Annotated in this window: 17 protein-coding genes; 6 read left to right on the forward strand and 11 right to left on the reverse strand. The window is 57.9% G+C overall.

All coding sequences use genetic code 11. The features are described 5' to 3' along the window. Positions 1-30: 30 nt before the first annotated feature. Entirely contained in the window at positions 31-1,005 is a 975-nt protein-coding gene (locus CIT37_RS31590; RefSeq protein WP_095424362.1) for a GDP-L-fucose synthase family protein, read from the reverse strand. A gap of 764 nt (positions 1,006-1,769) precedes the next feature. After that, on the reverse strand, positions 1,770-2,699 hold the full coding sequence (locus CIT37_RS31595) for an ABC transporter substrate-binding protein (protein WP_244611301.1): 930 nt from the start codon (positions 2,697-2,699) through the stop codon (positions 1,770-1,772). 460 nt (positions 2,700-3,159) lie between these two features. On the opposite strand from CIT37_RS31595, the gene CIT37_RS31600 reads away from it, so the two are divergent. The 3 genes from CIT37_RS31600 to CIT37_RS31610 all read left to right on the forward strand — a co-directional run bounded on the left by CIT37_RS31600 (position 3,160) and on the right by CIT37_RS31610 (position 7,215). Then, positions 3,160-4,524, forward strand: a complete 1,365-nt coding sequence (locus tag CIT37_RS31600) for an undecaprenyl-phosphate glucose phosphotransferase (RefSeq protein WP_095424364.1) — start codon at positions 3,160-3,162, stop codon at positions 4,522-4,524. A gap of 123 nt (positions 4,525-4,647) precedes the next feature. Next, complete coding sequence (locus tag CIT37_RS31605; RefSeq protein ID WP_095424365.1) at positions 4,648-6,123, forward strand: lipopolysaccharide biosynthesis protein; 1,476 nt, start codon at positions 4,648-4,650, stop codon at positions 6,121-6,123. A 12-nt stretch (positions 6,124-6,135) separates the two neighbouring features. Beyond that, positions 6,136-7,215, forward strand: coding sequence for a glycosyltransferase family A protein (locus CIT37_RS31610; protein ID WP_095424366.1), 1,080 nt, complete (start codon positions 6,136-6,138; stop codon positions 7,213-7,215). A gap of 17 nt (positions 7,216-7,232) precedes the next feature. Here the strand turns inward: CIT37_RS31610 and CIT37_RS31615 are convergent, their stop codons facing one another. From CIT37_RS31615 to CIT37_RS31625, 3 genes are all read right to left on the reverse strand, one after another. Then, positions 7,233-8,525, reverse strand: coding sequence for a hypothetical protein (locus CIT37_RS31615; protein WP_152036286.1), 1,293 nt, complete (start codon positions 8,523-8,525; stop codon positions 7,233-7,235). Positions 8,526-8,592: 67 nt separating this feature from the next. Next, positions 8,593-9,291, reverse strand: a complete 699-nt coding sequence (locus CIT37_RS31620) for a glycosyltransferase (protein ID WP_152036287.1) — start codon at positions 9,289-9,291, stop codon at positions 8,593-8,595. A gap of 557 nt (positions 9,292-9,848) precedes the next feature. Beyond that, positions 9,849-10,904 carry a glycosyltransferase family 2 protein gene (locus CIT37_RS31625; protein ID WP_095424369.1) on the reverse strand — a complete coding sequence of 352 codons (1,056 nt, stop codon included), beginning with the start codon at positions 10,902-10,904 and terminating at the stop codon, positions 9,849-9,851. A 45-nt stretch (positions 10,905-10,949) separates the two neighbouring features. Here CIT37_RS31625 and CIT37_RS31630 point away from each other — a divergent pair, with 45 nt between their 5' ends. Beyond that, the gene (locus tag CIT37_RS31630) at positions 10,950-12,296 is read left to right on the forward strand and encodes a glycoside hydrolase family 16 protein (RefSeq protein WP_095424370.1); all 1,347 of its coding nucleotides are present in this window, start codon (positions 10,950-10,952) and stop codon (positions 12,294-12,296) included. Positions 12,297-12,691: 395 nt separating this feature from the next. On the opposite strand, the gene CIT37_RS31635 is transcribed toward CIT37_RS31630, so the two are convergent. The 6 genes from CIT37_RS31635 to CIT37_RS31660 form a co-directional block, all read right to left on the reverse strand. Then, positions 12,692-13,417 (reverse strand): hypothetical protein, encoded by a 726-nt coding sequence (locus CIT37_RS31635; protein ID WP_152036288.1) that lies wholly within the window; start codon positions 13,415-13,417, stop codon positions 12,692-12,694. Positions 13,418-13,513: 96 nt separating this feature from the next. After that, positions 13,514-15,769, reverse strand: a complete 2,256-nt coding sequence (locus tag CIT37_RS31640) for a succinoglycan biosynthesis protein ExoP (protein ID WP_095424372.1) — start codon at positions 15,767-15,769, stop codon at positions 13,514-13,516. 262 nt (positions 15,770-16,031) lie between these two features. Beyond that, positions 16,032-16,646: a hypothetical protein gene (locus CIT37_RS31645; RefSeq protein WP_095424373.1), complete on the reverse strand. Its 615-nt coding sequence runs from the start codon at positions 16,644-16,646 to the stop codon at positions 16,032-16,034. 100 nt (positions 16,647-16,746) lie between these two features. Beyond that, the gene (locus tag CIT37_RS31650; protein WP_095424374.1) at positions 16,747-18,288 is read right to left on the reverse strand and encodes an O-antigen ligase family protein; all 1,542 of its coding nucleotides are present in this window, start codon (positions 18,286-18,288) and stop codon (positions 16,747-16,749) included. 31 nt (positions 18,289-18,319) lie between these two features. Next, a complete protein-coding gene (locus CIT37_RS31655; protein ID WP_244611302.1) occupies positions 18,320-18,751 on the reverse strand; it encodes a hypothetical protein in 432 nt (143 codons plus the stop codon). A 314-nt stretch (positions 18,752-19,065) separates the two neighbouring features. Continuing rightward, positions 19,066-20,268, reverse strand: a complete 1,203-nt coding sequence (locus CIT37_RS31660; RefSeq protein WP_095424375.1) for a polysaccharide biosynthesis/export family protein — start codon at positions 20,266-20,268, stop codon at positions 19,066-19,068. A gap of 405 nt (positions 20,269-20,673) precedes the next feature. Between CIT37_RS31660 and CIT37_RS31665 the strand changes: the two genes are divergently transcribed. Further along, a complete protein-coding gene (locus CIT37_RS31665; protein WP_244611303.1) occupies positions 20,674-21,117 on the forward strand; it encodes a hypothetical protein in 444 nt (147 codons plus the stop codon). 76 nt (positions 21,118-21,193) lie between these two features. Then, on the forward strand, positions 21,194-21,469 hold the full coding sequence (locus tag CIT37_RS31670; RefSeq protein WP_038949593.1) for a hypothetical protein: 276 nt from the start codon (positions 21,194-21,196) through the stop codon (positions 21,467-21,469). Positions 21,470-21,554 lie beyond the last annotated feature (85 nt).

Consider the following 21,554-nt stretch of genomic DNA (forward strand, 5'->3'; position numbering starts at 1 on the left):
AAAAACTTAGCAATCGAAGTATTGGGCTGCTCAACTCGCCCGGCTGACTTCCAGGTGACGGCCATGACCCTGAAGGAAATCTTCAAAGGCCAAAGCAATTCCCGCCCGAAGCGAAGTGGTGGCGCGCCACCCGAGGGCGTGGATCCGTGAGCTATCCAGGAGCTTGCGGGGGGCACCATCAGGCTTGGAAGTATCGAAAATCAACCTGCCCTCGTAACCGACGACCTCGGCTACAGCCATCGCGAATTCGGCGATCGATAGCTCGTCGCCGCTACCGACGTTAATTGGCAGGTCGCTTGAATAGTTCTTCAAAAGGAAGACGCAGGCGTCTGCAAAGTCGTCCACGTTGAGAAATTCTCGGAGCGGCGTGCCGGTACCCCACACGGAGACGCTGGGCGCATTGGCCATCTTGGCTTCATGGAAGCGCCGGATCAATGCTGCAGGGACATGGCTATGATCCGGGTGGTAGTTGTCTCCGCGGCCGTAGAGATTGGTCGGCATCACCGAGATGAAGTCATCGCCATATTGCCGACGATAAGCCTGGCACATCTTTAGGCCGGCAATTTTGGCGATCGCATACCACTCGTTGGTCGGCTCGAGGGGCCCCGTCAACAATTCACTTTCGGCGATCGGCTGCTTGGCGTGCTTGGGATAAATACAGGATGAGCCCAGAAACAGCAGGCGCTGCACGCCAACCGTATGGCTTGCGCGGATGACGTTCAATTCCAGTGCAAGATTGTCGCAAAGAAAATCGACCGGGAAATTGTTGTTGGCCGCGATACCGCCGACCTTGGCAGCGGCGTGAACCAAGACGTCGGGACGATTGGCTTCGAGCCATCTCAGCGTGGGCTCCTCTTTCGTGAGGTCCAACTCACGTCGATCGGCAACCAGCAGGGTGCAATTCTCTGATGCAAGCCTTCGGACGACAGCTGATCCGACCATGCCGCGGTGACCCGCGACAAAGACGCGCTTGCCCGCGAGATCGTAGGCTGAGACCCCTGTCATCGTATCCTCTATCGACGTCCGGCTTGCCGAATCACCACTCCGAGGAGATCCGGTCACCGCCGCCTTACGCAATCACGCTGCCGATGCAGCCCCGTCAGTCTGGTAACACAATCTTCACCATGGGACAGCCTATCCAGATCCGACAAAGATATTCATGGTGAACTCGTGCTGGATGCACAAGAAAGCAGCACTCAGTGAAACAAAATAAGAAAGGCAGCCGCATGCTAGGTATGCGGCTGCCTTTGAAGAGATCCTTCGAAGAACGGCGGGGCCGCTCGAATAGCTCAACCTCAGTACGCCCGACGCAGGACAGGACCGACAGACGCGCAAACGCGGTCCATATACCAGCCATAAGGTGTCTCGACCCGCACGAGGGGGCAACGACGCCACGGCACATACCGATATGGGTACGGCTGAGCCCAGAACGTAACGGGAGTGACCTGGCTCTCGCCCGTGAGCAGGGCCGCCGGTGCTGGCATTTGCATTGCCGCATTTGCTCCCCTCGCGGCGCCGAGGGAAACGATCGCAGCCAGAAAACCTGCTCGCATCAACGTCTTGAACATTCCAAAAAGCTCCTGGCCCCTGCTTGAAGCCCGACTTGCATCGTCAGACCCTGGCGTGCCGACGGCACAGTCCGGAAACCGCCCCTCGCGCTAATCTAACGATAAGTCCAAGTTTACCAAGGACGCCGGCAGAAAAGCAACCGATGCCGCGGCGGCTAAAGGGCCTTTGTGTCGATATGGCATAAGTGTGGCTTCTCGGTCCTATTTTTCCGCGCTCCAGGCTCCCGGGGCAGCCAGATCCGGTGAACGGCGGTACAGATCCCGAAGGAACTGGTAGTTGACCGTTTGAGCCAGCGGCACACCCTCCTCGCCGAGTTTGGCGAACAAGAGGATATCTCGAAGCGTCCGCCAGCGGCTCTCGTCGTAATCTGCGATACGGCTGCCGGTAGGCAAGACCAAGCTGCGCTGCTGCTGAAGCTCGAATATCAGACGCCCGGATTTCAATCTTGAAGGGTCAAAGCTGGAAAGAACAGCCTCGCTACGTGCATAGTCGGCATACACGAACTGCCAGCCCCGGATGATGCCCTGGAGCACGTCGGCAACGATGGACGGCTGGTGACGTATGAGCTCATTGCTGGAGAAATAGACCAGCCCTGGAACGTGAATGCCGTAGTCCTGCGGCTTGATAACGTTGAGTCGTACATAACCGACGGCGGATGGATCGGGCTGTTGGTCGATCGGAGCGATGATGGCATCGACCTCGCGAGTGTAGAGAAATTCGAAGCTGTAGCGATCGGGCACCTTCGTGATCTGGCTGCGGGGCAGTCCGAGTTGGGCAATCATGGCGTCGAAGACCACCTCGCCCTCACTGCCCTTGCGGTAGCCAACTTGCCTGCCAACCAAATCCTGGGGTCGGCGCAGGCCGGAGCTTTCCAAGGTGAATATCGCAAGCGAAGTATCGAGGAAACTTGCGGCGAAAGCTGTCACAGGGATGCCGCGCCAGGCCGCCAACAGGAATTTCTGGCCGCTCGTCACGCCAATAGCATGGTCCCGTGCGACGGTCTCGACAAAGCTGGGGTCGTCCGGGTTGGGGCGAAGCGTGATCGGGGTCGCGAAAAAGCCCTGCTTCGCAGCTGCCAACTCGCCGGCGAATCGCGCGTCATATCGTCCGTCAATATAGAGATTTGCCATGGCCGCATAGCTTGATGGCTGCTGCGGCGGCGCCCGATCCGAACGAAGCGCAAGGGCCGCCAAGCCGAGCAGAGCTACTGCGGCAAGGCCGATCGATACAAACCGGCGAAGTAGCCCTCTGCGCCGGCGTCCGGATTGGCTTCGAAGCACCTCGAGCATCCTAACGAACTAGAAAATTGACATATCCTCAAAGATACATTGTAAGCTACAATTCTCCCTAGGAGGGTAAGGTTACTTTTCCCTTCTTCTTGTTTTAATTACAGTTTCGCCTGATAGCTCGGCACGTTCGGATAGCTAAGTTATTTTTGATTGAGTTGTGGATACGATGACGATTTTATGGACTGAACGGACGTCCTCTCGTGATTCGTCGGCGGACACTCGCAATCCAGAACAAGCCCCTCCTTCGCCCTTTGGTTCAGGGTATAGCTGGCTTCGTCCTTCGGTTGTCGAACGGTTGGTGATGCTGACCGACGCAGCCCTGGTGATAATCGCCGGGATCGGCTGCGCAGTAGTTTACCACCTTCACGTGCACGCTGAAGTTGCCAAGATCAATCAATATGCCGCCGGGAGCCTCTTGGTCGCGCTCAATTTCGTCCTCCTTACCACCGTCCAGCACGGCTACCGCATCAAGACAATCACCAATTTGTTGCGTAGCTTCCGCCTGACGGTGTCAACTTGGACGGGCTTGTTCGGCGCTCTGCTCGCCATCGCCTTCACTATGAAGGTGAGCGAGGAATTTTCCCGCGCGACCACGATCTCGTTCTATTTGCTGGGCCTTGCCATGCTCTTGGCTTGGAAAACCGTCGCCGCGCGGGCGATCGCACGTGGCTTGCGCAGCGGCGCTTTCGCCAACAGTCCCGCCGTGATGATTGCTGAATTCGGCCTACCGGCCTCGTCCAACGCAATCCAGGACCTCGCCCAGCATGGCTATCGTCTGAGGCGCATCATGGAGATTCGCTCCAACGAGCTTGCATCGCCCCTTCTGCTTTCGGCGATCGCGCCCCGGCTCGACGAACTGGTCGGTTTTGCGCGGGAGAACCGGATCGAGCACGTCTTCCTGCTGATGAGCTGGAACCGTCAGCACGCGATCGACAGCATTCTAGACGCACTAAAAATCCTGCCCGTTCCCGTGCATCTGGTGCCAGACGCACATGCTGCGCGCTTCTTACGCCATCCGCTGCAAAGTACCGGCAACACCTGGACGGCCGAACTGCGCCGCGCACCGCTATCCTGGAAGGAACGAACGGTTAAGCGCACGCTAGACCTCCTGGGTGCCGGCCTTGCCCTGATCGTCTTCACCCCCGTGATGCTGATGACCGCCCTCCTCATCAAACTGACATCGAGAGGCCCGGTGTTCTTTCGCCAGACTCGCAATGGCTTCAACGGACGCGCCTTCAAGATCATCAAATTCCGCACCATGCGCGTCCTGGAGGACGGCCCGACCGTTCGCCAGGCGGAGAAGGACGATCCGCGCGTAACCCGCATCGGGAGGTGGCTGCGAAAGACGTCGATCGATGAGTTGCCACAGCTGTTCAACGTACTGAATGGCGACATGTCGCTGGTCGGTCCCCGTCCCCACGCTACCGCTCACAACACCAAATATGAGCAGATCATCGGCAATTACGCCTTCCGCCATCATGTGAAGCCCGGTATCACCGGCTGGGCGCAAGTTAATGGTTACCGTGGAGAAACCCGCGCCATCGAGCTGATGGAGAAGCGCGTGGAGCACGATTTGTGGTACGTCAACAATTGGAGCTTAAGGTTGGATGTTTGGATTCTGGCACGGACAGCCATCCTCACTCTGTTCAAGCCGAGTGCCTACTAAAGGTTCACGGAATCCCGTTCACTGAGTGAAAACCTTACACGCTGGATTTGCTATGCGATGGATGCTAGATTTGAGGGCGGCAGCGCTAGCACTGACCGGTGCCCATCCTAGCCTGATAGACACTTGAGTGCTCCAGCTTTGTCGCTCGCACGCACCGCAATTGGTTCTATCTGGTGGAGCATAGTGGAAAACGGCAGCTTGACTGCAGTTTCCTTTGTGACCCTTATCATCTTTGCCAAACTTCTCGAACCCAATGACTTCGGCTCTTACGCAGTAGCAGTGTCGGTAATCGAGGTCGCTGGCATCTTCACCAACATGCTGTTCCATGACGCCCTGGTGCGAGAGCCCAAGGCAAGCGACTCACACTTCAACGCGGCATTCACAGTATCGCTTCTCGTCAGCATTGTAGTCTTTGTCATCTTGCTGACCATATTCCCGCTTCTGGCGACCCTTGTGGGTGATTCGAGAATTGGCGACATCGGCCGCGTGCTCGGAGTTGGACTACTAATCGAAGCTCCAACGAGCATCTTGAACGCACGTCTGAGGAAAGAGTTCGGATTTCGACTTCTCGCAATTCGTACGCTGATTGGCCGAACTGCTGGAGCAGCAATCGGAATACTGGTAGCCTTGCAAGGATTTGGTATCTGGTCTTTGGTTATCCAATCGCTTTCGATGACGATCTTGGGCTGTGCCACCTTGGTTGTGTTGTCTGCGTGGCGCCCTCGTATGACAAGAGAACTGCGACCTCTGGCCGATGTGCTCAACTACAGCGTTGGAGCAGTCACGTCACTCGCAACCAACTTTGCTACCAAACGCGCTTTCATCTTCTTTGCGGGAGTATTTCTCGGGGTCGAAACAGTCGGTTTCCTTAACATCGCTTTTCGACTTGTCGATACGGTCTGGGCGATCTCTGCAACTGCCATTTCACAAGTAATGCTCCCTTTGATGGCTCGATTGCAAGACGAGCGGGAGCGACTTCTTAATTCATACAAAATCGTTCTCGGGATAGGGTGCAGTCTCATATATCCGCTCTTCGTAGGGATCGGCTGCGAAGCACGTGAACTGATCAGCGTAATCTTTGGAAATAAATGGCTGCCCGCGGCTGAGCCGGCGCTCTGGTTAAGTCTGCTGGTTTTTGTTCAAGCTCCTCGCCTATTCATGACATCGCTGTTGAGCGCCATCGGCGAGATCAAAGGTATCCGCTCTGCGAACCTCATAGCCCTTGCGTTTATGGCCGTAGCTATTGCCGTTACACGCCTAGCCGATACGAACTATGCACTATCAGTCTGGTCAAGCTGTGAATGCTTGGCGCTCGCAATGTTGATCATGCTTGTTTATCGCAAGTGCGGCCTCTCTCCGCACGAACATCTTCGGATCGTTATCCCCCCCGCGATCGCGTCGTGTCTGATGGCTGTCGCAATCAGCCTCACGCGACACCTCTTGCCAGATACACAGGCCGGCTTGAATATTCTACTTCTCTCGGTTGTCGGTTTCTTGGCTTACGCAGGACTGTCATTGCTCCACGCCAAGGATTCTCTGATGCTCGCAGTTGGGCTTTGGCGTACACATAAATATCGCCCGCCTACAACGGATTCATAAGGGCGTCGCGCCATGGCAACTCTCAGCAGCGCTCACCTTCAGGTGGCACCAGATCCCTCGGAACTGGCTTCCGTGATAATCTGTAACTACAACTATGAGAAATTTGTCGGAGAAGCCATTTCGAGTGCTCTCAACCTCGATTGGCCTCGCGTGGAAGTGATCGTCGTCGATGACGGCTCAACGGATCGGTCTCGAACCGTCATTGAATCATTTGCATCTCGCGGCATCAAAATGATTTTCCGAGCTAATCGAGGCCAAGCGAGCGCTGCTGAAGAAGGCTATCGCAATAGCCAAGGCAAGTGGATTCTTTTTCTCGATGCGGACGATACGGTCCATCCATCCCTGATCCGCGAAGCTCAGGCTGTGATGAGACCCGGCTGGTCGATGATCCAGTTTCAGATGAAACTGATGGACGAGACCGGCCGATTTCTCGGAAGCGTCTTCCCAAAGTACAATAAGCACACCACACCTGAGAAGATCAGGAGGTCGTTGGCCACCACGGCCAGCTATCCGACCCCCCCCGCGTCGGGAAACCTGCTTTCAAGACAGTTCCTCGACAAGATTATGCCGTTGCAACAAGATATGGATAGATTCATCGATAGCTATTTTTTGGCAACAGCCCCCTTACTGGGCGATGTAATAACGGTCCGCAAACCGTTGATTTCATACCGAATGCACGGCAAAAACGATGGAGCTCAACTGACTCTGGATGTCGCCCGCATAACACGCGATTTGCGAAAACACATCACGCGCACTGGTTACGGAGCCGAGCTCGCGCGCAACTTTGGCATCGAAGTCGCCCCCGACCGATGGCGTTACGGATTCTATAATCTTGCAATGCGTATCGCGTCTCTGCGGCTCGCCCGTGAAAACCATCCGGTTCAAAACGATACAATCTTGAGATGCCTGAGAGATGGTGTAGTTGCTACCTGCAGTCTGCAGGGGCTCACCCCGTCGAGACATGTGGCAATGTCACTTTGGCTCGTATGTGTTGCCTTGGCGCCGAAAAGGATTGCCACCGTTCTCGTTTCTTGGCGCTTCGCCCCCATGTCTCGTCCCCGATTTGTGCAGCGAACGGTTCAGTCGGCCTGAGCAATCAGAGGCTGAATTCAGCACCTCTGTCTGGGTTGATCGCGCAAATTTGCGGGAACCAACGACCGTCGGTCCTTATGCACTAGGCTCAACATCCAAACCAACAGCACGAAGTCAGGTTTCAAGATATTTCCAGCACTGATCCAAGCATATAGAACAGCGTTGCAAATCTCGGGGCGAAGCCGACTTGAATACAGCCGGCCGGCAAAGAGCGCTACGACGACGCAAAAGCCGGCCACACCATACTCGTAGATCAGCTTTGCCCAAGTTGGATCGTTGATTTCATACTTCAGTTGAAGAGCGGCAACCGTACGAAGGTAACTTCCGCTCCCGTTTCCAAGCCAGATCGCAGCGCTGCCCTTCTCAACGCTCCGCTCCAGCATCTGAAGCGGAGCCACAAATCGCGCATAGCCGCTTGAGCCCCGGCTGTCGAGTTCTGATAAACGATCAAGCCACAAGCTCAATCCAGGAATCTCGGACCCGTACGCGAGCAACGCAAAAAGAACCACGAGTGCGGCTACGAAAAGCGGCGCTTTTCTGAGAGAGGTCGGCACGAGAAAGGCCACTATGACAATCAGGATACCCGAGCCGGAGATCGACGATAGCAGACCCCCGAGCAGGAGAACGATCAGAAACAACCTTCGCCTGGAATGATATTCAAGCAAGAAGCCAATTGCGGTCAGAATCGAAAGCGTCGCCGATTCTCTTAGGAAGAAGCCATTGGCCTTGACGATGCCGCCGCTCTCTCTGAAAAATGAGTAAGTGCCAGCTCCACGGATTTCGTCGGGCAAGATGAAAGCAATATTGGTCAAGCCCGAGGCCTTGAATATATTCACTGCCAGCAGCTGAAGAACGGCTATTGCGGCTATGACCGCTACTAGAAGAATGAATGTGGATTGAACGTATTCGCTGACACGCTCCATTTTCTCGCGGTGAGCTAGTCTGACAGAAAACGGAGCATAGAGGCAAAGGAGCAAAAAGAGCGAACTCCACGAGGTCGGCTCCGCCGAATAGACTATACGACTTGAGCCGACCGTCGCGATAGCCAGCCAAAGTACAGCAATCGAAACTTCCAGCGCCGCAAAGCCAGAACCCAGAAGATAGACACTTAACGCTAGATAGCAAAATAGATCGGTCGAGGCGGGAAAGTCGCCAATATTGATGGCAATCTGTGAGAGGAATAGCAGCGAAGCAACGGAGCACCAGATTGCGAACTTCGCGAGCCGGGTCAGTTCCGTCCCGGCTCGACCTTGCACGGATTGATATTGGCTCTCCCAAGATGTCGAAGAGGCCTGAACTCTTGCTATCATTTCACGGCGCCAAGTTCGACAAGCAGTGGCCTAGTGTACTGAAAACCTGCCAGCGGTCTCAACTCCATTACCTCAAAAAGACGCGGCTCATCCGCTCTGTTCCCGCGGCCAACCCAAACCGTTGCGCCGCCAAGCTTTGAAGTTCAATTTGACTAGCGTTGAGAGCTTCCAGATCATCGATGTTGCGCACTATGAGGTCGCCAATCTCACTGAGATTCTCGGCCTCAAACATCGCTGAGCGCTCCTCTGGCGCCATGCCCGTCAGAGCGGGTCGCAAGCCAAAGATTGGCAAGCCGGCAAAGGCATAGTCGAGAATCTTCAATTTGAAACCTCCTCCCAAAACCTCGGCGACCAACCCGCCCCTACACTTGTCAAGGAGCGGCCGCACATCGGGCATGCGGCCATGGAAAGTCACAAAAGGATCCCCCTCATGCCTCGCTCGAATGGCTTCCGGCACCGCACCAACAACTTGAAGGCTGATTGTATTCCGCCGGAGAGTTGGGACAAGCCCGTCCAGTATCTGTTGCAAGTTTCGCTGCTTTGCAGCCCATTCGAAAGATCCCAGCAGCACCAGAGCTCGCGGACAGGTCTCAACAATAGTGCGGCGAGGGTTCACCGGACCGAGATGGACGGGGGGAATGACATGGATATTGCGGGAGAACCGATCAAAGTACGAAGCATCGTCGCTCGTAATACAAATCACTGCATCGGCAAGCTCTACAATCTTCCGCTCTAGCCGCCGATACTTCTCAGCATCCAGTCTCATGACGACTCGTCGAGCGAGGCCCTCGAACTCTTGCGCGACCAGCGGGCGAACCAAGCCCTCCGCGTTGTGCGCTATATAGCAGATCGGTACACGGCAATCCTCCAACATATCTAGAACGCCGGCCGAATTTGCGTGATCGATGACGATCCAGTCCCAAGTCCTGCCCAAGAGATTGCCTAGATCTTTCCGAACTTGCGCAGAGGCAAGCTGGTATGCGTCTCTGGGCAGTGAAGAGATGAGGCTTCCGAGACCCAACCCGGGTGTAGGTCGGACCATACTGCACGTTACCCCGGGCAGGCCAAACAGCTTATCGTCGCTTCTGTGACCATCTCGTTGGGTGCCGAAGACATGAACAGCCGCTTGTCGGGAAGTGACAAGAGCCTCAAGTAGCCCGGCCGAATAGAGCGCGTCGCCACTGTAGAGTGGCGATGGGACACGTCCAGAAATCCAGAGAATTTGCTTCAAGAACAGCCCCTCACGAATGTGACCCCGCCCGGCCGCCTACTCCCGCAGCGAAACACGCTGTGATTGCTCCTGAAGCAGACAAGTTCATTCAACTACGAAATGCCCCCCCCGAGACGGCTCCGAACATTCGACCACCATTGCGTCCTCGAGAAACGTATTTCGATTAATCTCCGCACCAACCAAGCAGGCAGTAGCGTTATACTGCATATCCAGGTCGCGTGTTTGAGGGCGACGCTCGGTCGAAAGTGACCACGACCTATCGCGATTATGCCCTTGGCCCACAGGTCGAAGAGAGATCTGTTTCGATCACTCTCATCCTCGCGCGATAACTTACGCGCCATGATCCGATAGTTCACAAACACCAATTCGTTGTCGAGCAAGTCCCCGGTCGGCAGTTGATGTCCAAGACGATCTGCATGCTCCCGCAAAATGTCGAACTCCTGCTTGCGATACCTGATTCTAGATGCAAAATCCGGAATGAAAGCAACCTTGCCGCTGCTATTCTTTCGACTGTTATTGCGTTGATGCACGCGGTACTGCCCTTGCGGATCTGAGATAGTGACAATCCTTCCGTAGAGCGGAGCGATGGTGTTGAGAACCCCATCCAAGGAGACCGGCGGGCTGACCGGCATCACTTGTTTCAGAAAATCGCGGGAGTATGCGTTTCCCGAAGTCACTGGCCAACGATACGTACCCGTTTCATTGAACTCGCGAGCCAGCTCTACCTCTGTTATGGCCCTGCGGGAAAAGTCTGGCATACGCCTACCGAGGCGACGACCGCGCTCATCGACAACATCCAGGTCGAATTGAACCTTTACAACGCCAGAACGTAAGGCCTTTTCCACGCGCTCCACGGCCATTGGATAAAACGTATCGTCGGCGTCCAGGTACATAACAATTTGGCCGGTGGAGCTGGCATAACCGCTATTCGTGACGCTCCTTATACCTTGGTTGGATTGAAACACCGACTGAACGCGCTCTCCGTAGGAGCGAATGATGTCACGGGATGAATCGGTGGACCCGTCATCGATCACGATAATTTCGTCCGGCAGACGGGTCTGTGACAGCACGCTTTCGATGGCGTGCCCGACGTATTCCTCGTAATTATAGTTCGTTATGATAACGCTGATTGTTGGTCGAAGAGTCATTCGAATCCCTGGTCTCGCTGACAGCGCCGGAAGGAAAATCAGGAAATGGCCTCTGAGAGCTACCGTTCTATTGCTTCATTCAAAACCGCGGTCAGAATTCTGACGTCAATCTTAATTCTCATTTCGCTCGCGACGGGGTCGGCTACCGCAGGCGGCTGGAAGCTGGTATTTGCGGATGAGTTCAGCACCGACACCCTGGACAGGGACAAATGGGCCACTCGTTATATTTACGAAAATGAAACGTTGGATCACTTCAAGGACGAGGTTCAGCGCTATCGAGATAGTCACCTTCTCTCGGATGGCGTTCTGAGCTTGATCGCCAAGAAGGGAAGTTCGAGCCGCTTCGATTCTGGTATGATCCGGACATATCAAACCTTTTACTATGGATATTTCGAAGCCCGCGTTTTCCTGCCCAAAGGAAAGGGGATCTGGCCAGCCTTTTGGCTGCTAGGCGACTATGATCGGGACGGACAAACCTGGCACCCACCGGAAATCGATATCTTTGAATACGTCATAAACGAGCACGACGACAAAGATACGATGTTGCACTCAGGAGCTCAAGATAAGGCTCCAGCGAGCGTGTACACGTACGTTGACTCCTCCTTCGATGCCCGCCGCAATCAGATGCGTGTGGACGCTCCTCTGAACGCAGGATGGCACACCGCGGGCTTGGTTTGGGCCCCCGAGAGGATTTCGTTCTTTTGGGACGGACGACTGATTTATTCTCGCCCCTACCGTTGGCTACGTCCTGACGGCGTACTAGGTCCGCCAGCCCAGGTAATCTTGAATTTTGCAATAGGTGGTGCCGGATGGGCCGGCCGGCACGGGATCGACGAGTCCGCGTTCCCCCAGGCGTTCAAAATAGACTACGTTCACGTTTGCCAATTCACTGCCTCAAACGAAGGCTCCCGACTTTGTGGTGGAAGCGAAGCCACTCCTGATCCAGTTCAGTTTTCGTACGAAACTGAGCATAGCGATATGCCAAAGCCAACGTTTTTGCCTCCTCGAGCCACTCTTGCACGCTATTCGTTGGGGGCTACTCTCTTGTCTGACGAGGGCCCCACCGAGCTCGAAGTCCCCATTAGACTGCCGGACGATACATGGCGAGATGAGACGATTAACATCTTTCTGCTTGATGAGACCACCAATGCTCGTAGTACATTGTATGCGAAACAAGCGAGGCATCTTGGACAGCGTGGCGCGGATGGTACCAACACAATTCGCTTGTCACTTCCGACACTTCCTCAACGGGGGGATTTCGCACTGTTGGCGGAAATATCGTCGAGCGGAAAGGAAACGCAAGGTTGGCACGTTCCGCTGGCCTGTGACACCGGGATTAAGCAACCGCTCAAGTTCAAGACCTGTCGCCTACTAAGCCTGCGGCGGCGATAACAAGCGCTATCGTTGCCTCATTGAATACTTAAACAGCTTTACGCCTGTCATCGTCCCTAGGATCACGTCGGACCTGGCATAGCTGGCAAGGGTTGTGTCCATACATCTATCAGAACTCGCGTAGCATACAGTCACCTTCACCAGCCGAGGGCAGTTGTTTTTAATACTGACGACGTGATCAAAGACACTGGGTTGGGTTACATGCGCCCTTGCCGCTGCTTCAACATCCAAACAGGGTCTACCAAGCGCATCCCGTATTACTGTCGATCCTGATTGCTCAGCAGGTCCTTGAAAAGTCAATCTCGGCGGATTGTGTGAGGGCGTTTGCGCATACCCAACAGACGGAAACGACAGCAGCAGACCGACTGCAGCCGCCATCCATGATATGTCCATCGTCATTGACGCCATGTCCTCTCATCGATTTCAACCCCCGGAACACGGACCTTCAGTCCCTCTTTGGCTAACCGTCTTGCAAAAGACTCGCGTGGAACGACGTTTACAATTGCAATGCTGGCTAGCAGGCGCTCCCTTTGCATCCAACCCACGCCCATCAGGTTCAGTGCGGCGGCATCCGTAAATTCGCTATCCACCATGCCAGTAAACTCCGAGACCACTCTTTGTTGCATGGTCCCGGTCAAATTCGAAAAGGTGGCGAGAGCCAGCGTGTTTCGTCGAAGCGCGATCCAGCCCTCGATGGGACCAGTGGCGTAAGATTGGGAGAGATATTCAAGGGTCTTCTCATCAAAACCGCGATGAGCGGTATCCATGGAGTACAGCATCAGCCAAAGAAAGGAATCGGCTGGGTTGAACTCGAGTGAAGACCTAATCTTTGTATCTGCCACGGCTGCTTCGTGGTCGGCCTCCTCCGCGCTCATTCGCCCTGTTGCTTCTTCAGCAATCCGCAGCCGGATCAGTGCTTCCGCGCGTGCGACATCATTGCGCGCGATCGTTGGCCTAGCTTGAGCTTGCAGCAAGGCCCCCATCCCATTCACCGCACCCGGCTTGAAGCGGTCACCAGCAAGTATGCGCGCTATTGGCTCCTTGGCTGGTACCGCCGCCCAAAACGCGGGCAGCGCTTCGAGGGGCCAGATGACCCCAATAATACCCAACAACAACAGCAAGGACCTCAGACACGCAAAAAAAGGCATTCTCGCACGACGTCTATCGAGGCAATAACGCAGCCCTTAGACCAGAGCAGCACGACCGCACCGGGCTCGCTATTCCACATACCCATAACGGGCATAATATTTTTGATAGTAATAGCGCCCATGATAGGACTCATAGCGTGATAGGAGCTTGGTATCGGCCTTGTTCAGCACTACGCCCAAAAGCTTGTCCTGGATCTCCGGCGCTCCACGCAAATTGTGCCGTACGACGTCGATCTTGGTCTTGCCCCACTCCACGACGAAAATGTACGAATCGACGAAGTGGGTAGTGACACGCACGTCCACCACGGGCGCCATCGGCGGCATGTCGAGTACCACGTAATCATACTTCGTACGCAGCGCCGCGACGAGATCGCGCATCGGCTTGGAGGCTAGAATCTCGTTGGTATGCAGGAGCCTCGAAGTTGCGCCGGCGGGTAAGATCGCGAGCTGGGTTTGAGGATCGACGGCGACGACATCCTCGAGTCGAGCCTTGTTCGCAACCACGTCGACTAGACCGGCCTGCGCGTCCGGGATCAAGGCGCGGGACAGCGAGGGGTTGCGCAGATCTGCATCGATCAGAATCACCCTCGCTCCACCATGGGCAATGAGCTGCGCAAGGTTGGTCGAAAGGGTGCTCTTGCCCTCGTTAGGCAGGGTCGAGGTCACCGCCAGCACGCGGTTGTCGCGCACGATGGAGTTTAAGTCTATGGCAACTTTCAGCGATCGCACCGCCTCCGAGAAGCGTGATAAAGGATTGTCGACGACAAAGCGCAGGAAGTCCGGCTGCGGATTGCTATTCCTCCGGCTGAGCTTGCCGCCTAATACTGGCGTCGACACGGCACTGCCGAGCGCCGGAACGATCGCCACGCAGTTGGCTCCCAGCTGCTCCTCGACTTGCGCGGTCGTACGGAACACGCTGTCAGCGTACTCGCGAGCCACGGCGACCCCGAAGCTCAGCATCAAGCCGGCAAGCAAGCTTGCCGCGAGAATGACCAGTGTCTTTGGAGCGCTTTTGACCAGCGGTGTAGTCGCCGCACTAATCACACGGGCCTCGGTGATCGGAAACGACTGCTGTTGTACGCTCTCCATGTAACGCTGGAGGAAATTATCATACATCGCCTGGTAGCTCTGCGCGCTGCTCTCGAGTTCGCGGAGTTGCACCTGTGCTTGGTTGGTAAGCTGCGACTCCGACACGACATTGGCGAGGCTGGACTTGATCGCCTCTTCGCGGGTCATCGCGATGTCGTAATCGCTCTTGTACGATTCCTGGATGCGCTTCAGCTCGTCGATGACATTCTTCTTGATCTCGGCCATCTGCCGACGCAGGTTGACCGCGGCAAGGTGCTCGGAGCCGTACTTCATTGACCAGATCGACTCTTTGGAGGCCATGTCGACATATTGCCCGCGCAGCTTGACGATGGTGTCGTTCTTCAGTGCATCGGCGACGTTGGCGTCCGGGATCTCCTGCTTGAGGATGTCGTTGATGCGGTCAAGCCGGGCCTTGGCCTCAGCAGTGGAGGCATGCGCCAGCACCAGCTGGCTGTTGACCTCCGCGAGTTGCTGTTCATTCATCAGCCGCCCGCCGGTGTCGACGATATTGTTCGCAGTCTTGAAGTCCACCACCGCCCTCTGCGCGGCTGAGGCTTGTGTGCGCAACTCCTTGATGCGGTCCTGTAGCCAGACGCTTGCGCGGCGAGTCGCTTGATACTTAGCCTCGAGCTGGTCGACAATGTACGCGTCCGCGATCGCATTCGTAATCCGAGCGGCCTTTTGCGGATCGCGCGAGGTGAAGCCGATTTCCATCACATAGGTAACACCGATGCGCTTGATGTATCGGTTGCTCTCGAAACGCTGAAGGGCTTTACGCGTGAGCTCGAACTCAGAAGGGGCGAGGCCCGAGGAGAACAGGCTGGTCACCGAGCCGAGGATAACGCCGAGCAGGCCCGCACCGCTGCCCGCGAATTCGGGATCCTCCGTGAGATGAAGATCCCGGATCACACTCAGGCTGATGTTTTCGGATTTCAGGATTTCGACCTGGGTTTCCACCGTAGCCGAGTCGATGGCCACGTCGCCTAGCACCGACTGCTGCTGAAAGAGCTGGACCTTGCGGGTGTCAATCACCATCGAGGCGCTTGAGGTGAACAACGGCGCGGCGGTGAAGAGATAAAGCAGCGCCAGGATCACGCAGGCCGACACGATCGCAAGCATCGTCGGAAATTGACGGCGAACAATGTCGAGATATGAGGTCAGCGTGTGGGAAGAGTACCCGCTCAACTCGGCGAAATCGCGGTTGATCTCCGAGCCCGGCCTATTTACCTGCAGCATCAAGCAAATTCCTGAAGAAAAATCGATGGTTCTCAAGGGCCGGAAAGTCTGCCAACTACACCGGAGGGGGCGGAACGAACCAGATCCTAAAGCCAACAAGTAGAGACTATCACATTGTCGATTGCAGTTGAACGTGGTTGATATCGCGCGAAGCGCGACCGACGCAGCATCTGTCGTGAACCTTAACAGCGCAAAAGCAAAGCGGCGCCCAATGGCGCCGCTGCCGTCAAGTCTCAAAGGGCCGGCCGCAGAACCAGACCGGTCAGCGCGGGCTCACACTGTTCGTGGAGCTGCCGACGCCGCCATTGCCGGGGTTGGGTGCGTTGTTAGCGGTCGTGTTACTGCCGAACGTCGTGCCGCCCCCGCCGTTGCCACCGCTGGCCAAGCCGCTAGTGCCGGTTGGGCCGCCGGCGCCGGTGCCGCCGCCGCCCGCGCCGCCGGTCGCAGCGATCGCAACGTCGCCGGTCGCGGCCTGATAGGCAGCGATCACGTCGGGATTACCAGTGCCGGCGATAGCGGCCTGAATCTCGTTGCCATAGGCCTGGTCCTGCTGCGCCGCCATACGGGCGACCAGTGCGAGGCCTCCAACGATCGCGCGCATCTGATCCTTGGTGGTCGCGGGGTCCTTCAGCAGTGCGATCAGGCCCGGCAGCGTAGTCGGATCGGAGGCGCCGAGGTCGCGTACGCGCGAGATAAGCTGCGGGCCGCCGGTCGCATATTGCTGCAACAGGCTAGTGGGGGATGCCTTGAAGTCGGAAATGACGGTGGCCGGCAGCTGGCGCTGCGGCGGGTAAATGGCGGCGCTGGCGGCCGACGAAATCGTCGCGGCGAGGGCCGCAGCGGCAGCCACGCGAAGCGCAATCCTGATAACGCTCATAAATCAACCTCCAAAAAATCAGCTGCCCCGATTTGCTTCCTCGCCCGGGCAAATGGCCATGCAGTGCAGGAACCTATCCGAAGTGAAAAGGGCTGTCCATTTATTCTAAAGACTTCGTAAACGACGCGACTGCTTCAAATCTAGACACTTTTGTGAAGCTGGCGCACCCGAGCCGGGGCAGCGTCAGCGGTTGTCGGACGGCCCTCGCCTCGCCGCCTGGTAGCGCCCGCCTCCGCCATCGCCCGACCCTCCTGGTGCGGAAGGACTGCGCCAGGCCCGCGCCAAAAAGCGCAAAGAATGGAATGCTGTAGCCCGGCACCTGCAGCGTGAAGTCGAGGCACGAATGCAGCAGCGACAGCGTCGCGGTCGCCACCGCCGCCAGCGGGATGATGGCATCGCGCCGGCGTCCGAACACGCCCCTGGCCAGGACGAGCAGCATGATGGCCCAGCCGAGCGCCACCAGCAGCGCCATCGGAATGCCCACCTCGGAGGCAAGCTCCAGCGGCGTCGAATGCGCGGCGTCCCAAACGCCGCGAATCGAGATGTTGGGGCTGCGATACGGCGGAAAGGCCCATTGGAAGGTGCCCATGCCGGTGCCGAACCAGGGATTGTCGCCGATGATCCGCAGCGTCGATTTCCAGGCCTCGATGCGGCCTTCGTCGACCAGGCCCTGGCTGTCGAAGCGGCTGGAGACGCGGCCGCCGAGCAGCTGCAAGAGGCCGAGCGCGACGGTGAGGCCCGAGCCCAGCGAGATCCAGATGCCGGTGCGCGGCGGCAGGTCTTTCCTCAGGAACAGCGTGAACGCGACGATCATCGCGAGCAGCGACAGCCCGACGCCGGCGCGCGAGGTCGTCATGAACATCGCCATCAGGCAGATGAGCAGGCAGCCAAGCTGCGGCAGGATCTCTTTTGGCAGGATCGTGCGCACATCGAGCGACAGGCGTTTCCATTCGATGTGCCGCTCAGGGAGGCGGCGCCGAACATCCTCCAGGATCAGCAGCATCCAGATCACCGCGCAGGAGCCGAAATAGGCCGCCGCCGTGTTACGGTTGATGAAGGTGCCGGTGACGCTGCCGAGATAGGCCGTCTTGTCCCGCCACAGGATCATGGTGGGCTCGATCAGGAACGAGAGCACGCCGTAGAGGGCGTAGGCCGCACCCGAGATCGCGATCACCCACAGCATGCGGCGTGCGCGGTCGCGGTTCGCTCCGACAGTGATGCCGAGAACGACGGCGAGGATGTTGGCGAGCGGCGCACCGAGCGCAAAGAACGCCTCGTTCTTCACGATGGAAGCAGACGGGGCGATCGGCAGGCCCAGCAGCTCCGCGGCCTGTTTCCAGATCGGCTGGAATGTCGCGACCCAGGGATGGTCGGAGAGCTGCTCATGCAGCACGAAGGCGTAAGCGGCGACGATCACGCCGATGCCGGCGAGCAGCCACAGATGCGGTGCCCGCAGATCGCGCGTCGGCGCGAAGATCACCGCGATCCCGAGGCACAGGCACCAGAACGCGATCGACAGATCATTGGTCGAGCCGAACGGAAACGGCGCGCCGGCCACCACAGAGAACAGGATGAAGGTCGCGGGCAGGCTCCATGACCAACGAATCCTGAACCAGTCTATGTTGGGAGGCCAAAGGCGCATCGTGCTGTCTTAAGGCGGGCCTTGCTTGAGCTTAGAGGAAGCAATCGATCGGATAGATCTTCAGATCCACGTTGAGGCGGCTGTTCCGGGTCTGCGCCCGGAATGCCAAGAATACCCCAAAGCTATCACTGCCCGGATCGAGTTTTATTCCAGGGGTTAATTCGTCGGGCGGGACCAGGACGCCGATGTGCCGGTTGATGGCCAAAATCTCGATCCGCCCCTCCCCCTCGCCGAAATGCCCGCCGAGCTGCGTCACCGTGACTTTGGGCAGGCCGCGGCGCTGATGACAGACCTCCTCCTCCCATAGCTTGGTCTGCTGGACCAGCGGCTTTCCCGCACCATCGGGGACAACGATATCCGGGAAGGACGGGCGCAGCATTCCGAAGAACTTGCTCTCCTTGGAGTTCGCCGACAGCCGGACCGTGAACGACAGCTCGCCCTTGGCTCCCTTGAGGCGCGACAAGACAGGAGCGTCAGGCTCCGCGGAGACCATCACGTCGATGCGGTGGCGGACGCCCAGCTCTGCAGCGGCGCCGAGAGCCTGCCCGAGCGGTGCAAGCCCGAAGCCGACGGGGACGAGAGCCAAAAGACGGCAAAGTGTCCGAAAGCGCATGAAGCCCCTTGCAACAGTGCGGGGTGCCCGATGACCGGCGCCTGCCCAGTGGCGCCTTGATCTTTCCCGAACTCGTAGCCGCAGCAGAACCGCTTCGATCTAAACGAAAATGGCACCGGGACAAAGCCCCGGTGCCATCGGTTTCGCTGGATCAAGTCGGCGTCTTACGGCGCCAGCTTGACGTTGTTGCGGAAGATCAGGGCGTCGTTGGAGAGATTCACCGCATCCGAGCCGGTGGCCATGATCACGCGCAGGAACTGCAGGAATTTCGTAACTTCGACGTTGCGGGAGTTCGAGACGTAGATCACGTCGCCGTTCTTCATCATGACCTTGGTGGTAAGGAAGAAGCCACCGGGATCGCGGAGGTTCACGTTGAAGATGACCGGAACGGTTTCGGAAGTGTACTTGCTGACGTCAATGCCGAGCTGGGCCGCAACCTCGCGCGGCTCGCGGCGATAGAGATAGACGGCGGCCGGATCGGCCTGACCATCCAGAAGACCACCGGCCTTGCCGACGGCTTCGCCGAGATTGATGCGCCAGGCATCGAAGTTGAACTCGCCGCTCTGGCCGCTGGCGCCGAACGCCAGGAACTTCTGCTGCTCGCGATAGACGTAGATGCTGTCGTCGGGGCGAACATAAACGTTGTTCTCGGGCGCCATCACGAGATTTTCGAACGGCACGGTGGCCCGCCGTCCGCCACGCTCCAGCATGACCCAGGTCTCGAAGCCCTGGCCCTTGATGCCGCCGGCGCGGGTGATCGCATCGAGCACGCGATCCTTCGCACCCGCCGCGCTGGCGGGATAACGCGCCGGCGAATTGACTTCGCCGAGCACGCTGATGAGCTGGGTGCGCTGCGAGGACATCGCCACGACCGCCTGCGGCTCGATCGCGCGGTTGCCGATCTTGTCGACGATCGCGCGCTGAATTTGGACCGCCGTAAGCCCCGCAGCCTTGATCTGGCCGGCATAGGGCACGGTGATGAAGCCGTCATTGTCGACCGACTGATCGGGGATCGTCACATAGTTACCCGGACGGACGCCGGCTTCCGCCGGGATAAACAGACCGCCTGCTGCGGCTTCGAAGATGGTGACGCTGACGACGTCGCCGATGCCGAACACGATGCTGGCGGGCGGACGGCGGTCGGTGAACACACCGGCGAGGCCCTTGGGCTCATGGGTGTGCAGGATCTTCACGGTGGCCGGATTGAGCGGCACCAGCTCGTAGGCCGGAGCGTTTTCAGTCTGAATCTTGTTGTTGACGTCGTCCGTCAGCGGACCCGAGCCGGGATTGGTCGAGCACGCTCCGAGCGCCAAAGCGGCGGCCAGCAACGCTGGCTTCAACACATAGGTCTTAGCAATAAATGACATGAATCGCGCCCGAGGGTCCCCAAGTGACGTAGATTGGTACGGCCTAGGGGGTGGTGCGACAAGGGTTCCCGGTGGTTAATGGAGCAATCGGTCGGCTACTGTTGCGTGCGGGCCACTCTTTGGGGCTTGGTTTAACCCTTTGTGACTATTTGTTGTATTTCGTGTGCCCGGTCGGCGAGCAAACGGCCCAACTCAAGGGCTCCGTGTGTCGAGCGCGAGGCTTCTTGACCTCTCTCCGCTCTGCTAAGTCTGGGCCGTTAAGGATAGGAACTCCCATTGTCTGGCCTCCTTCTTGTCCCGCTGTTGGCAGGCTCCCTCCTTGGCGCGGCTGATCGCCCCTGGGGCTCTGCTACCTCCTGCGCTGGCAGCGCGCGGTCCTCGTGCCAGGGCGCACCCATTGTCGAGGTGGCCGCCCCCGCCCCCTCCTCCGTCTGGAAGTTCAGCCGCACGCAAGGGGGCAAGGATGGCGAAAGCTTCGCGGCCATCACGAAGACCGCGGATACCACTCAATCCGACCCGGACTTTGCCGGCCTCATCGTCCGCTGTGCGCCAAAGGGCAAGATCGACGTGCTGGTGGCCCTGATCCGGCCCTTCCCGCCGCGGAGCCGCCCCAAGGTCACCATCGCCGCGAGCGGCGGCGGTACCCTGACCTTTGACGCCAGCATGGCGGCCGCAGGCGCCGCGGTGCTGCTGCCCGACGAGGTTTCGGCCTTTGCCGCCGGCAAGTGGCAGACGACGGCCTCGCTGTCGGTGGTGGTCAGGGAAAGCGACAGCGAGATCAAGGGCGTGGTGGCCCTGAACGGCTTGCGGGAGGCCTATCATTCGCTGCTGGCAAATTGCAGCCAATAGGCCAAATTTAGCCATACAGCTTAAGGGTCTTTTTAGGGTGGGGAACCTAGGGTCCGAAGCACGGAGAGTGTTTCGGATGACCGCGCTTTTGATTTTCAGCTTTCTCGTAGGTGCCGTACTGGGCCAACGCTTTCGCGTCTTGGTCCTGCTGCCGTTGACCTTCGTCATGGTGCTCACCGCCGTCCCGGTCGGCTTGATGCTCGATCTCACGTTGCTCGAGAGCCTCAAAGGCGTGGCACTCGCGGCCATCGCCCTTCAGGGCGGCTATCTCTTCGGCTCGGCGGCGCGCTTTGGCCTTGCCGCCGCACGTGCCGCCCGCGTCTTCGGCCGTCCGATCAAGGCCACCCGCTGATCTCGCCGATCAACGCCGCGACGAGCCCGCGCGCAAATGGCCCAAGGTTCACGGTTTAAGGTTTAAGCGTTGGACCGAGGCAGGC

The organism is Bradyrhizobium ottawaense, assembly GCF_002278135.3.
Classification (GTDB): Bacteria; Pseudomonadota; Alphaproteobacteria; order Rhizobiales; family Xanthobacteraceae; genus Bradyrhizobium; species Bradyrhizobium ottawaense.

Coding starts and splice junctions, on each gene's coding strand:
- CIT37_RS31610 (WP_095424366.1), top strand. CDS start 6,136: ATGGCAACTCTCAGCAGCGCTCACCTTCAGGTGGCACCAGATCCCTCG.
- CIT37_RS31660 (WP_095424375.1), bottom strand. CDS start 20,268: ATGTCATTTATTGCTAAGACCTATGTGTTGAAGCCAGCGTTGCTGGCC.
- CIT37_RS31615 (WP_152036286.1), bottom strand. CDS start 8,525: ATGATAGCAAGAGTTCAGGCCTCTTCGACATCTTGGGAGAGCCAATAT.
- CIT37_RS31640 (WP_095424372.1), bottom strand. CDS start 15,769: ATGCTGCAGGTAAATAGGCCGGGCTCGGAGATCAACCGCGATTTCGCC.
- CIT37_RS31630 (WP_095424370.1), top strand. CDS start 10,950: ATGGCCTCTGAGAGCTACCGTTCTATTGCTTCATTCAAAACCGCGGTC.
- CIT37_RS31645 (WP_095424373.1), bottom strand. CDS start 16,646: ATGAGCGTTATCAGGATTGCGCTTCGCGTGGCTGCCGCTGCGGCCCTC.
- CIT37_RS31600 (WP_095424364.1), top strand. CDS start 3,160: ATGCTGACCGACGCAGCCCTGGTGATAATCGCCGGGATCGGCTGCGCA.
- CIT37_RS31650 (WP_095424374.1), bottom strand. CDS start 18,288: ATGCGCCTTTGGCCTCCCAACATAGACTGGTTCAGGATTCGTTGGTCA.
- CIT37_RS31590 (WP_095424362.1), bottom strand. CDS start 1,005: ATGACAGGGGTCTCAGCCTACGATCTCGCGGGCAAGCGCGTCTTTGTC.
- CIT37_RS31670 (WP_038949593.1), top strand. CDS start 21,194: ATGACCGCGCTTTTGATTTTCAGCTTTCTCGTAGGTGCCGTACTGGGC.
- CIT37_RS31620 (WP_152036287.1), bottom strand. CDS start 9,291: ATGAGACTGGATGCTGAGAAGTATCGGCGGCTAGAGCGGAAGATTGTA.
- CIT37_RS31595 (WP_244611301.1), bottom strand. CDS start 2,699: ATGGCAAATCTCTATATTGACGGACGATATGACGCGCGATTCGCCGGC.
- CIT37_RS31625 (WP_095424369.1), bottom strand. CDS start 10,904: ATGACTCTTCGACCAACAATCAGCGTTATCATAACGAACTATAATTAC.